General features: G+C 44.5%; 9 protein-coding genes. 7 read left to right on the top strand and 2 right to left on the bottom strand.

Features of this window, described 5'->3' with window-relative positions; translation table 11 throughout:
- Together B3763_RS11125 and B3763_RS11120 are read left to right on the top strand one after the other, a co-directional pair.
- Positions 1 to 1,941: Ig-like domain-containing protein (locus tag B3763_RS11125; protein WP_286746509.1), on the top strand; the 1,941-nt coding region annotated here is incomplete at its 5' end.
- Between the two features lie 6 nt (positions 1,942 to 1,947).
- On the top strand, positions 1,948 to 3,456 hold the full coding sequence (locus B3763_RS11120; RefSeq protein WP_286746506.1) for a PorP/SprF family type IX secretion system membrane protein: 1,509 nt from the start codon (positions 1,948 to 1,950) through the stop codon (positions 3,454 to 3,456).
- 179 nt (positions 3,457 to 3,635) lie between these two features.
- On the opposite strand, the gene B3763_RS11115 is transcribed toward B3763_RS11120, so the two are convergent.
- Positions 3,636 to 5,501 (bottom strand): cation:proton antiporter, encoded by a 1,866-nt coding sequence (locus tag B3763_RS11115; protein WP_189629939.1) that lies wholly within the window; start codon positions 5,499 to 5,501, stop codon positions 3,636 to 3,638.
- A gap of 149 nt (positions 5,502 to 5,650) precedes the next feature.
- Here B3763_RS11115 and B3763_RS11110 point away from each other — a divergent pair, with 149 nt between their 5' ends.
- Positions 5,651 to 7,828: a DUF6851 domain-containing protein gene (locus tag B3763_RS11110; RefSeq protein ID WP_286746504.1), complete on the top strand. Its 2,178-nt coding sequence runs from the start codon at positions 5,651 to 5,653 to the stop codon at positions 7,826 to 7,828.
- 1 nt (position 7,829) lies between these two features.
- Here B3763_RS11110 and B3763_RS11105 read toward each other — a convergent pair whose 3' ends face one another.
- Positions 7,830 to 8,534, bottom strand: a complete 705-nt coding sequence (locus B3763_RS11105) for an SGNH/GDSL hydrolase family protein (protein ID WP_286746502.1) — start codon at positions 8,532 to 8,534, stop codon at positions 7,830 to 7,832.
- A gap of 126 nt (positions 8,535 to 8,660) precedes the next feature.
- On the opposite strand from B3763_RS11105, the gene B3763_RS11100 reads away from it, so the two are divergent.
- The 4 genes from B3763_RS11100 to B3763_RS11085 form a co-directional block, all read left to right on the top strand.
- Positions 8,661 to 8,999 carry a PadR family transcriptional regulator gene (locus B3763_RS11100; protein WP_189629942.1) on the top strand — a complete coding sequence of 113 codons (339 nt, stop codon included), beginning with the start codon at positions 8,661 to 8,663 and terminating at the stop codon, positions 8,997 to 8,999.
- On the top strand, positions 8,996 to 11,608 hold the full coding sequence (locus tag B3763_RS11095) for an ABC transporter permease (RefSeq protein ID WP_286746499.1): 2,613 nt from the start codon (positions 8,996 to 8,998) through the stop codon (positions 11,606 to 11,608). Before B3763_RS11100 ends, B3763_RS11095 begins: the two co-directional genes overlap by 4 nt.
- A gap of 131 nt (positions 11,609 to 11,739) precedes the next feature.
- Positions 11,740 to 12,522, top strand: a complete 783-nt coding sequence (locus B3763_RS11090; RefSeq protein WP_286746498.1) for a zinc-dependent peptidase — start codon at positions 11,740 to 11,742, stop codon at positions 12,520 to 12,522.
- 154 nt (positions 12,523 to 12,676) lie between these two features.
- Positions 12,677 to 13,792 (top strand): carbohydrate binding family 9 domain-containing protein (locus B3763_RS11085; RefSeq protein ID WP_286746496.1); only part of this gene is annotated, 1,116 nt, incomplete at its 3' end.

The following is a 13,792-nucleotide window of genomic DNA, read 5'->3' as shown; positions in this document are numbered from 1 at the left end:
CTGGGCAACGCCACTGCATCGAATTTCTCGCAAACCAGTGCCTCGGTCTATACGGCCGATATCACACCCACAGCTGACGGAACAGTAACCATAGATGTAGCGGCTAATGTCGCACAGGATGCTGCAACTAATGGCAACACTGCAGCTACTCAATTTAGTGTAGAAGCCGATTTGACCAATCCGGGGGTCGTCATTTCAAGCACCGTACCAGACCCAACCAATAACACATTCACCGCAACATTCACTTTCAGTGAAGATGTAACCGGCTTTACCATTGGCGATATTACCTTAAACAATGCGACAGCCTCTAATTTTGCGGCTACCAGTGCCTCGGTTTATACGGCCGATATCACACCAACAACTGACGGAACGGTAACCATTGATGTAGCGGCTAATGTGGCGCAAGATGCGGCTACTAATGGAAACACGGCCGCAGTACCATTTAGTGTTCAAGCAGACTATTTAGCTCCAACCTTAGTCATAGATAGTGGAGTAAATGGTCTTACCAATAAGGCCTTTACTACCACTTTCACTTTTAGCGAGATTGTAACCGGCTTTGCGGTTGATGATATTGTTGTTGGAAATGGTGCTGCTTCGAATTTCAATCAAGTAAGCCCATTGGTGTATACAGCGGAAATTACGCCAACTACTGATGGAATGGTTACGGTTGACGTAGCAGCAAATGTGGCTGAAGATGCTGCAACCAATGGCAATTTAGCTGCAGCGCAACATAGTGTAATGGCAGACTTTACGGCTCCGGAGGTGAGTATTGGCAATGTTCCGACAGAGCTAAATGATTTTAACCCTTTTAGCCTCACCTTCACCTTTACGGAAGAAGTGGTTGGCTTCGAGTCTTCTGACCTTCAACTTACAAACGCACAATTAATATCCTTTGAAACAACCGATAACCTTGTTTTTAAAGTCTCACTTTCTGCTATTACAAATGATGAAGTGATAGTGGCCATGTTGCCAAATACATTGATGGACCTTGCAGAAAATGCTTTTGTACGTACTGAGCAGCTAGTTATTGCTTTCAATAGCTTGCCAACAGACATTACACTATCTGTCCTAACCATTGATGAAAATAATGCCATAGGAGATGAAATTGGCCGATTGACTACTACCGATAATGATTTGGCCGATGTGCATACCTACAGCCTGGTACCAGGCGCAGGTGCTGAAGACAACAATGCCTTTGGCATAACCACCGACAAGCTACGAGCAGCAGAGCCTTTCAATTTTGAAGCTAAGTCTGACTATACCATACGAGTAAAGACCAACGATGGCAGAGGCGGAACTTTTGAAAAGGTCTTTACCATCACTGTTAACGATGTAAACGAACAACCCACAGATATTTTTCTGAGCAATCAAATCATTGAAGAAACAGATGATGAGCAAGTATTGGTAGGCTTGTTCAGCACTGAAGATCAGGATGTTGGCGATAGTTTTTCTTATGAGCTAGTAGAAGGTAATGGAAGCACACACAACGCCAGGTTTGCCATTGTGGGAGATGAATTGTTCACCTCCCAAATGGTAAACTTTGAAGAAACAGAGGTACTTCACATTCGTGTCAGGGCAACTGATTCTGGTGGTCTGTACCATGAGAAAGCCTTGGAAATTGCTGTAGTAAATGTTGAATCGGAAGAAATAAGAGACTTTACCAAGGATAGACCTGATGCGAGAATTAAAAACTTCTTCACTCCAAATGGAGATGGTAAAAACGATACCTGGGTGGTAGACGACATTCAGGATAATCCGAATAATCAGGTGAAAGTCTATAGCCAAAACGGGCAGCTGGTATTCAGTACCCATAACTACCAAAACAACTGGAGGGGTACTTTCAAAGGAAAGCCATTGCCAAGCGGTACGTACTACTACGAGATAAATATTGCAAATGGCATGTCAGTAATTAGAGGAACCGTGTTGATTTTAACCCGATAAGCAAGAATGATGAAGCATTTAAAGAAACTCGTTTTATGTTGTTTGCTTGTATTGCCGGGTGTTGTTTTTAGTCAGCAAGTGCCTCTCATCAACCAGTATTTTGCGCAGCCTGCACTGGCATACCCATCTGCTGCTGTGCTTCAGGATAAAGCGCAATTAAGCCTGCTATACCGGGGGCAATGGTCGGGAGTAGATGGTGCTCCGCAGGTTTTTTCGCTCAGTTTTGCCAATCCATTCAGGCAAAAGTGGGGTTACAATGTGAATATAAACAGCTTTGAAACGGGGCTATTACGCCAGACTAAATTGAGTGCAGGTTTAGCTAAGGCTTGGCTTTTAAATCAGCATAGATTTTCATTAGGAGCAGAAGCAGGACTTTCGCTTTTCTCTTTAGATGACAGCAGAGTAAGCGTTGAAAGTATGGACGATGAGCTCATCAGAAACCTGTTGGGTAGCAATGGCTCATCGGCCAGTTTAAACCTGTCTCTCTCGTATCAATACAAAGGCCTTCAAATAAATGCTTCGGTACCGAATGTTATTAATGAAAGCCTTTCTGATGATGAATATGTGCAGCTTTCGGATAACACCAATGCCGATTACCTAGTGGGTGTGGGCTACCAATTTTCGCTAGATCAGATGGGGAACATTACTCTTACCCCAAATATAACCTGGCGATATCAGGAGCTATTTGGTAGTGCAGTAGACGTACTTGCCCTGTTCGAGTGGCAACACAAGTTTCAGCTTATGGCGGCTTATCGCGATGGTTATGGCTTGAATGCGGGAATAGGTGTACGGTTGAAACCAAACATTCGCTTTACCTATAATTACGACTTTGGGAAGAAAGAAACGCCAATTATCTCGAACGGCTTTAATGAGGTTGGTCTACATTTTATATTCAATAAAAAAGCTGGTATTGATAAGCAGGAGGCTTTAAGTCGAGAGGCAAACCGAATAATTGATCGATTAAGGGCAGAGGAGATATATGACAAAAACCTTATCTCAATAGAAGATCAGGAAACCGTTGTGCATTACTATTCAAGCTTGCACAGCGGCAATAAAAAAGAAAGAAGAATAAAAGGTGAAGCCGATTTTGATAAGCTGCTGGAAGATATCAGGCAAAAAGGGCTTGAAAGAATGAGGGCCGAAGCAAAGGCCAGAGCTGAGGCGGCTAAAGAAGAGAAAGAGGCACAAGAAGTCACACCTGTACCCGCTCCAGTAGTTACTCAAGAACCTGAACCGGTGGAAGAGCCAAAAGAAACACCGAAGGTTAAGGGGCGCTACATTTTGGTGGTAGCAGCCTACAACCCGGGAAGTCAATACGCCAAAGTATTGGTGGATAAATTAAAAGACACCTATCCTCAAGCCGGTATTTATAGCAATGAAGTGCGTGGATATGACTATGTATATGTTCTTGAGTTTGAAGATAGGAACAAGGCTGTTTCAACCATGCTTAAACTAAGGTCTGACGGAGAGTTTACTGACGGTTGGGTGCATGTAATAGAAAGGATAAATAATTGAGTTCGGCTGATGAAGTACCTTTTGTATTTGATCAATAAGAAAGAGGAGGTCCCTGAAACCTGCTTTTGCTGCAGGCAGGCAAGCTCAGTGTGACGCTCACCCAGTTTAGTTTTTGAGACAGCCTCTACGTTTATGAGCCATGCATACGAGAGGTGGCCAATGGTAATCCAATTTGGCCTTTACCTTCCCTCAAGAATATTTCTGAACTCGGCCAGTGCCGCACCGGTTCCAATAACGGTAAGCTGATCGCCCAGAAGCAAATGCGTATTGCCATGAGGAATAAAAACTTCTCCACCCCGCTTTTGTATAACCAACGATCCGGTAGGAGGGAATGCGACTTCTTTCACCAGCTTGCGGTTAATTGCTTTGTTACTGATCGTTATTTCTTCAATTCGGTACACATCGAAACTGGTCGATAGAGAATCGATAGCATTAGGCCGCAATACAATATCTTCTATATGTCCGGCCATTAGCTCTTCATGATCTACCGTTTTAATTCCCTCAAAGTTATTGTCAACCAAATCATGAGTAACCGATTGTTTTCGGGTAATGATTTTACTATGCTTTAGCTCATTCTTTAAAAAGGCCGTGAGCTGTTGGTTTAGCAGGTTAGACTCTGTGAGCACAATTACCAAATCGCCACTGTAAATTTTTAATGATGCCAAAAAGTGCGTTGAGAGTGGTTTTACTACCTGATAAGGAAGGCTTTTACCATCGAACTGCTGAATAATTTCATCGCGTTGAAGATAGGTGGTAAAAGAAATATTGTGCAGTTTAAAACGCTCAGCGAGTAGTAAGCTGGCTCTGCTTCCGCCCAGTATTATCACCTTTTTGTGCTCCTCATCCTTGCGGTTCATAAGGTTATAGACCATAGGAGCAAGCAAACAAGTAATGATGGAAGCGGTTACAATTGCCGCATTTTCCGACTCGTCCAGCACGCCCAGGGCAAGACCAATTTGAGCTCCGGCAACAGTTTCACCCAACCTTGCCGAAAGCAAACTACCTCCTGAAATAGCTTTTTTTAACCCAAAAAGGCGTACCAGGCTTAGGGCGGGTATGGTTTGAGTTACAAAAAAGCCCGCCACCAGAAGCAAGATAAACCCATATGATTCACCAATTTGGTATAGACTGGAAACATCCAGATTAATACCCACATTGATAAAGAAAATTGGAATAAAGAAGCCGTAACCCATACCATCAAGCTTAAAAAGCAAGGCCGACCGATCTTTTGTAATGAACAAGCTCAACAAAAGTCCGGCAAAGAATGCCCCTAAAATAGGTTCAGTTTCTACCACCGTGGCAATTACCACAAAGGCAAAAAACAAGGCCACGGCACCCCTAACTTTAATTTGGTTTGCTGCATGCTCCAGCCGATAGATTACCTTCTGAAAGGTGCGTAGGCGGTTGAGCTTTTTTCCGATAGCATGAAACACCAAAAATGCAATGAATATGAAATTAAAAAGCAGCAGGTCGAAGTCGAGTCCGTTTTTAACATAGCCGGAATAAATGGAAATAAGGAGTATACTCAGGAGGTTGGCAATACTGCCTTGCATGAGTAAAATCTGACCAAACTTGCGCTTGATTTCTCCACTCGATTTGAGAATAGGAACCGTAATACTTATACCTACCGTAGGGAACAAAAGCGCGTAGAAAACTACGTTGATATCGTGAAAACGGCCTATGAGCCACAGAGCCGGAAAAGATAAAGCCAGGGTGCCAAGATAAATACCCATGGCCAGCATGAAGGTATTGCTTAAAATGGATTTAAGCTTGAAATGAAAGGCCGAAAGCGAACTGATGATTTTGTTTACATCGATTTCCAACCCCACCAGAAATATAAGGAATAGGAAGCCCGTATTAGCCAAAAACTCCATATAGGGAGTTTCTCCCACCCAGTCCAGCACAAATGGCCCGATCATTACCCCCAAAATGATTTCTACAATCACTGAGGGAATCTTGCCAATCTCTAGCCAGGAGAGTATCAAAGGAACGCCCCAGGCTATGGCAAAAATGAGAAGTAAAGGGTAGTAGTCCAGATGATGCATGCACTGAGCATTTAAGTGAATGGGAAAAATACATATTTATCTTGTTTCAAGAGCATCATTTGGCATGAAACCACAGAATGATTTTCTTATTTTGCTTTGCCAGCGGCACTGGCTATATTCGGTAATCCATTGGTTTAAAGCACAAAAACATGCATAGAGCTCTGCTGGCCATTTGTCTATTTTTTTCTGTTGTGTCGTGGGGCCATGCTCAACACTCGGTGGCTCGTGAGTGGAATGAAAGGCTTCTTCATTCCATTAGAAACGATTTGGCACGGCCAACCGTACACGCCCGAAATCTTTTTCATCTGTCTGCCGCCATGTACGATGCATGGGCCTATCTTGACCCCGAAGCAGAGCCCTATTTATTGGGAAAAACCGTCAATGGTTTTAGCTGTACCAGCCCAGCTCTGGCATCGCTCGATAAATCATCGCTCGATATCGAAGAGGTAATCAGTCATGCAGCCTTTCGCCTGCTTAGTCATCGGTTTCAAAAGTCACCGCGATACACCAGTTTGTATAGCCGTTATCGCAGCCTCATGACCTACATGGGCTACAATCCCGACAATAACAAAGTGGCGCTCGATGGTAGTTCGGCTGCTTTTGGAAACTTCATTGGTCAATGTTATATCGATTATGGCCTGCGCGATGGTTCCAATGAGGTCAACGACTACGCCAATCAATACTATGAACCTACAAATCGCCCGCTTGCACCCATGCTCAGTGGCAATCCTTCCATTACCAACCTCAATAGGTTTCAGCAGTTGGCATTAGATGTATTCATTGGTCAGAGTGGCTTTAGTAGTGGCGACCTTCAGCCCTTTTTGAGCCCGGAGTGGGGCAACGTAATGCCTTTTGCCCTCAACGAAACAGATCGCGTGCTCAAGAAACGGGATGGTCAGAACTATTGGGTTTATCTGGATCCGGGTCCGCCACCAATGTTCGATGACTTTGATAACGGAGGGCACGATTTCTATAAATGGAATTTTAGTCTGGTATCTATTTGGAGTGCACATTTGTCTCCTTGGGACAACGTGATGTGGGACATTTCTCCGGGAAGTATTGGCAATGCCACGGAACTGCCAGAAACCTGGGACGATTACAAGGAATTTTACAAACGTAAACAGGGGGGAGATGCCGGTAGTGGCCATGCCCTAAACCCCAAGACGGGTGAGCCTTATGCCCCTAATATAGTGCCCAGAGGAGACTATACGAGAGTTTTGGCAGAGTTTTGGGCCGATGGTCCGGATTCCGAAACACCTCCCGGGCACTGGTTCACTATTCTTAATTATGTGAGTGATCATCCCGAGCTACAGAAGAAGTATAAAGGAGAGGGGCAGGTTCTTGACGACCTGGAATGGGATATAAAGGCCTATTTTGTGCTTGGAGGAGCCATGCACGATGCCGCAGTAGCGGCCTGGAGTGTTAAAGGATTCTACGATTACATACGACCTATTTCGGCTATCAGGGCCTTGGCCGATTTGGGGCAGTCGTTCGATACACGTTTTAATAGCTTTAACCGTCAGGGCTTTACCTATGAGTATAATTTTATAGATGTGGTAGATTATGACGATCCTTTGCTGGGCTTTAACCAAAGTGGCTTGGGTAAAGTGAAGGTGAAAGCCTGGCGCGGGCCTCTCTATATTCCGGAGCCCCGAACCGATATGGCGGGAGTTGATTGGATATTTGCTGAAGATTGGTGGCCTTACCAACGACCTACTTTTGTAACCCCCCCGTTTGCAGGCTATGTGTCTGGTCATTCTACATTTTCAAGAGCAGCGGCCGAAGTACTGACTCTCTTAACCGGTGATGAGTATTTTCCGGGTGGAATGGGCGAATTCATTGCCCGAAAGAATCAGTTTCTGGTTTTTGAAGAAGGCCCTTCTGTCGATGTAAAACTTCAATGGGCAACCTATCGTGATGCTTCTGACCAAACCAGCCTTTCAAGAATTTGGGGAGGAATTCACCCACCCGTAGATGATATTCCGGGAAGGAAAATGGGTATTAAAATAGGGCATAAGGCCTTTGAGTTTGCCGAGCGCTTTTTCAATGGAAAGGTACCCCGAAGATTTGGTATAAACCACTTAAGCCTGGAAGCTGCTCCAAATCCTGTTCAGCGTGGGGAGTTACTCACCTTGTCGATCTTCAGAGATATAGAAAATTACCGCTTTATACTTCTGGAAGCCAATGCCGGAATGGTGGAAGATGTTCGTATAACCAAGCAAGATGGTAAAGTAACTATAGATACTTCTACTCTGGCTCCGGGGCTGTATATATTGAGAGTAAACAACGGAGCTGTGGCTCAAAGTATTCGCTTTATTGTGCAGTAGGTTACCGGCTCGAAAGTAGAGACTCCTCAATCAGGCCAAGGAATTGGTGCATACGGTCAGGCGTATCGAAATGATGCCGAAGCGTTGCGCCTTTTAGCGTTTTTATGTCCAGATCTTCGTGTATAAATGCCAGTATAACTATAGCCTCCAGCAGGCTGCCAAGGGAAGAGGGGTGAAAACCATCATGCCCGTACAAGTCAAAACCAGCGTTGCTCTCATGTATGTGCTGCCAAACAGTTCCCAGGGCTATGAGGCCTGCTTTATTGGAATCGGCCGCCTCTGAATAGTTTTTCACTACCCCGTCAAAAGTATGGTAGTAGGTTAAGGAGGGCCATACCATAAGGTATACCGGCTTTGCCTGGTTTTTTTCAGAGAGCTTTGCCAGTTGTCTCCCAAAGCGAAAAAGCGTTTCCCGACCATAGGCCTGAGAAGAAGGTCCCTGTTGAAAAATCACAAAGTTGTAAGTGTCTTTGGCAAGTTCTTTAGTGAGTTGTTTGTCGTTGAGGTGATCTTCCAGTCCATAATTGGGGTAGCAAAGGCAATGCGTAGCGAGTAAATGTCCGTTTTCACGTGCTAGAGACTCTAGTGTTTGAGGCATTTTGTTAGAATAGGTGAGACTATTGCCAACGAAAAGCACCTTTTGCGCACAAAGTTCACCTGAAAGGAGATGAAAACCGGTAAGCAGTACGAGCCAATACTTTCTCATCCCTTTACAAACATTCAGAACACTTTGTAACCCTTACGGTGATTGGGAGTCATTAACATTATTAAGACTACGTTTAGGACTTTTATATATTTTGGCTACATTTAAGACTTAAATAAAAAACATACCATGGGAAAGTATTCAATAGGGGAGTTTGAAGAGGTTCTCTTGCTTACTGTAGCCATACTGTACGACAATGCCTACGGCATATCGATTAAGGAAGAAATTGAGGATCGGCTCAATAGAAAAGTGAGTGTAGGAGCCATGCGTACTGCTCTTAGCCGCCTGGAAAAGAAGGGGTTCCTTCAGTCAGAATTTGGTGAGGCAACGGCCATTCGAGGTGGTAAAAGAAAACGTTTCTACAAAGTAACTCCTTATGGCAAAAAGGCTTTGGAAGAAGTGATGGAAAACCGAAAGAAACTTTGGGAGGCTATTCCTTCTGTAGCCTTTGACTTTAAAGCTCTATGAAAAATCAGCCGCCCAATCTATACCCTCCCTCATTGGCCATCCGGTTTTTACGATGGTTTTGTGAGCCTGCCCTGTTGGAAGACGTGGAGGGAGATTTGGAAGAGCTGTTTTCCAACCGCCTGAAGAATGGTCGTAGGCGTGCCAAATGGTTGTTTTATTGGGATGTACTCCTGCTATTTCGTCCGGGAATTATTCGCGAAATCAGAATTTTTAAAGGTCAAACTAATCATATTATGTTCAAAAACTACATTAAAATAGCCTGGAGAAACACCATGCGCTATAAGGGTTACACAGCTCTAAATTTATTGGGGCTTATTGTGGGTATAGCTTCCAGCATACTCATTTTGTTATGGGTGCAAGACGAGCGAAATGTGAACGCCTTCCATACCAACGGAGATCAAATCTATCAGGTATTTAGGAACATGCGCCAATCCAATGGTCAGGTAAACACGGGCACTTCTATTCCAAAGCCGTTGGGCGATCTGGTGAAAAGCGAATACACAGAAGTGGCTGAAGTAGCCTGGCTGAGCTGGTCTATGCCAATGGATATTGCCAGAGACAACCAGGCCATTGAAGAATCTGGTAGGTTTGCCAGTCCCGAGGTTCTCACCATGTTTTCGTTCGAATTGCTGTTGGGAGATAGCCAAACAGCCCTCAACTCTCCATCAGGTCTGTTAATTTCTGAACGAGTAGCCGAAAAGCATTTTGGGCCCAACTGGCGAAACGAGGCTATGGGGCAGGTATTTAAGGTAGAAGAACAGTTCGATGTGCAGGTGACAGGAGTTTTTCGTTCTCCGGGTACAGAATCAACCCTCGACTTTGAGTGGCTTTTGCCGGCACAGGCCTATTTTGCGGCCAATCCGTGGGTAGAAGACTGGGGCAATGGTGCTTTTGAAACTTACCTTTTGATACCCGATACCGATAAAGTACAGGCGGTGGCAGATAAAATCCGCATGGAAATAAAGAAGCACACCCAGGGCAACCCCAACGCTGGCGATGAAGAGCTTATAATTCATCGGTTTTCAGATACCTACCTCTATTCGGCTTTTGACAATGGCGTAGTATCGGGTGGGCGAATTGAATACGTACGGATAATGACGGTAGTAGCCATCTTCATCTTGCTTGTGGCTTGTATTAACTTTATGAACCTTACCACGGCCCGGTCAAGTCGCAGGTCTAAAGAAATTGGTCTGCGCAAGGTTATGGGAGCTGCCAGAAAGTCAATTCGTGCTCAATTCTACTTAGAGGCTTTTCTTCTTGCAGGCTGCGCGGTGGCTGTTTCTGCCGTTGTGGTGGCGTTTCTTTTACCGTTGTTCAATGAATTGGTAGGCAAAAGCCTGGTGTTGAATTTTGAAGCTCCCGAAACCTGGCTTTTTCTCATGGGTCTCATTTTTGGTGTTGGGCTTCTTTCCGGTACTTACCCTGCACTGCTATTGCCCACATTCAATGTTATTCAATCCATGAAAGGTGGAGTGGTGAAGCAGTCCGGTTTTGCCTCTTATTTTAGAAAGGGGTTAGTGGTCTTTCAATTTGCCATTTCTACCTTGCTCATTATTGGAACTACCGTTATTTACCGCCAAATCGATTTTGTGCTAAACAAAGATCTGGGGTTGAATAAAGACAATTTATTGGCGGTGAGTTTGGAAGGTGACTTGGCCTCCAGGTTGGAGACCTACAAAAATGAATTGCTCAGGCTACCGCAAGTTACCCATGTATCGGGAGCTTCTGGCAACCCGCTCAACTACGGCCGCTCAACCAGTTCGGCCAACTGGGAAGGTAAAAACCCTAACGAAGGCTATGAGGTAAACGTGATGCTCACCGATGAGCATTTTATTGAAACTACGGGTATGGAGATTCTTGCCGGCCGTAGTTTTTCCAGTCAACTTCAGGATTCAACCAATTTCATTATCAACGAAGTAGCGGCTGAACTTATGGGCTTTGAAGACCCCATTGGCAAGAAGCTCTCTTTTTGGGGAATTGATGGTAAGATTGTTGGAGTGGTTAAGAACTTCCACATGAGAGATCTTTATGAGCCCATTGCTCCGCTTATTATTACCTGCATATCTCCGAGTAATTCTTCGATTGTTTTGATAAGAACAAATGAGAATTCTTCCGATGCCCTGGCGGCCATAGAGCAAGTAACCCAATCGCTAAATCCGGGAGAAGATTTTCGCTATCAGTTCATCGATCAGGCCTATGCTGAGAGCTACGAAGCCGAACAAACCATGCGTACCCTGGCCAATCTATTTGCTCTGGTATCTATTGTTATTTCTACCCTGGGTTTGCTTGGTCTGGCTTCTTATTCGGCAGAGCAGCGATCTAAGGAAATAGGAGTACGTAAGGTGCATGGGGCTTCTGTTATGCAAGTGTTGCTGTTGCTCTCAAAAGACTATGGAAAACTAATTTTAATGGCCTTTGTATTGGCAGTGCCCTTTGGCTACTACTTTATGCAAAACTGGCTAAACCAGTTTGAATTCAGAGAGGCACTCAACCCCGTGGTGTTTTTATTTGCAGGAGTTATTGTAATGAGTATAGGGGTCCTTACGGTAGCGGCCAAATCATATCAGGCAGCTTCTGTCAACCCGGTCAAGTCGCTCAAAGAGGAGTGATAGATATCTTTATTAAACACAAAAAGTCCGTTAGTCTTATTGTCCTTAACCTGATCTAACGGACTTTTTCTTTAAGAATCCCTTTCTAATTCCAAAGGCCTTGCTTAATTAGTGTCTTATTGTAAACACAGATGACATTCGTTTTGTTGGCTGGTCTGGGACTGGTAATCTACTTTACCTTCAATAGTAAAAATGGCATTGTTCACCGCATCAAGGTTGTTTATCCGCCCAATTGGCAGCAGCTACTGGAAGAGAAGGTGAGCTACTACAGGCAGCTCAGCGAACCGCTGAAGAGGCAATTTGAGAAAGATGTACAGGGCTTTTTGGCCAGAGTTACCATTACAGGGGTAAGAACCGAAGTAACCTTTACCGATAGGCTTCTGGTAGCCAGCAGTGGGGTGATTCCCTTATTCGGTTTTCCGGCATGTACCTATCGCCATCTCAATGAGGTTATACTTTACCCTACTACTTTTAACCGTCAGTTTCAGCTCGATGATCCAGACGAAATGATTACCGGAATGGTGGGTTCTGGTAAAATGGAAGGGAAGATGATTCTTTCTAAACCGGCTTTGCATGAGGGCTTTGAAAACGACCATGAAAACACCGCACTACATGAATTTATTCATTTGTTTGATAAGGAAAATGGGATGATAGACGGGGTACCCCCCGGTTTTGAAGACCGATCGTTTGCCATGCCATGGATCCAGTTTGTACACCGAAAAATTAAAGAAATAGCTGAGGAGCGGTCAGACATTAGAGCCTATGCGGCCATGAGCCCGATTGAGTTTTTTGCCGTAGCAGGAGAGTACTTTTTCGAGCGTCCTGAGCTAATGCGTCAGCGACACCCCGACTTGTATGAACTGCTTACCAAAACATTTAAGCAACAACCTCACCGCTTTTTAAAACCATCATAATGGTATTATGCCACACAACAGGCCATTTTTCGGTCAGATTGTGATGCGCTGAGCAAAGGTGTTTTTCGATCGAACAGGAGATTTTGGCATCTTCATTCTTCCACTAACATAATTTATAGTCGAAAAGCAGTTGGAGCACAATATTTTTGGTTTGATGAGAAAACTGTGCGCGACTATTTTTTTGGCGTTAGGGCTTTGTGTAAACCTGCTGAACGCTCAGGGAATTGAGATTAAAAGAACCGATACGCCTATTGTGATTGATGGAGCTATTGATGAACAATGGTCTCTGGCCGACTCGGCCTATAACTTCATGCAGTACTTTCCTATGGATACGAGCCTGGCCCGTTCCCAAACGGTGGCCAAAGTGCTGTATGATGACCAGTTTATTTACGTACTGGGTGTTATGAAGAACCTTTCACCGGAACGTAATTATATAACTCCCAGCCTTAGGAGAGACTTTTTTGGAGATGCTAACGATTCGTTTTCTTTCCTAATCGATACGTTTCAAGATAATACCAATGCCTTTATTTTCGGAATTAACCCGTTTGGGGTAAGAAGGGAAGGCCTGATTGTGAATGGTGGCAGTGGGCGCAACTCCTTTAGTATGGATTGGGATAATAAATGGAGAGGCGAGGCTCAAATGTATGGCGACTATTGGGTGGCAGAAATGGCCATACCATGGAAAAGCATTCGTTTTAGCGAAAATCAAAACCAGTGGAACGTAAACTTTTACCGGATTGATAGTGAAGAAGCAGAACGTTCTACCTGGTCGCCTATTTCGCGCAACTTTAGCATTATTAATCTGGCCTCTCTGCGTAAGATGAATTGGGATACTCCAACCAAAAAACCCGGATCGAATATATCTTTTATACCCTATGTGGCTGCTTCGGCCAGTAAGGATTTTCAGAACGGTGATGGTTCTCAAACTACGTTCGATGCCGGTTTTGATATGAAATACGCGGTGACTTCCGGGCTTAACCTCGACCTGACCGTAAATCCGGATTTTTCGCAGGTAGAGGTAGATCGACAAGTAACCAACCTGGATCGGTTTGAGATATTCTTCCCGGAGAGAAGGCAGTTTTTTTTAGAGAATGCCGATTTATTTGCCAGCTACGGCAACAACGGTACACGCCCTTTCTTTTCCAGGAGAATAGGAGTAGCACGCGATGAAAGTACCGGCCAAAATATTCAGAACCCCATTCCGGCCGGTTTGCGACTTAGCGGAAAAGTGAACAACAACCTGAGGTTGGGGCTATTGAGTATGCAGGCC

It is taken from the genome of Roseivirga sp. UBA1976 (assembly GCF_002336325.1).
Lineage (GTDB): Bacteria > Bacteroidota > Bacteroidia > Cytophagales > Cyclobacteriaceae > Roseivirga > Roseivirga thermotolerans.
Note: the sequence above shows the minus strand (reverse complement) of the source record. Positions and strands in the feature narration are given on the sequence as shown.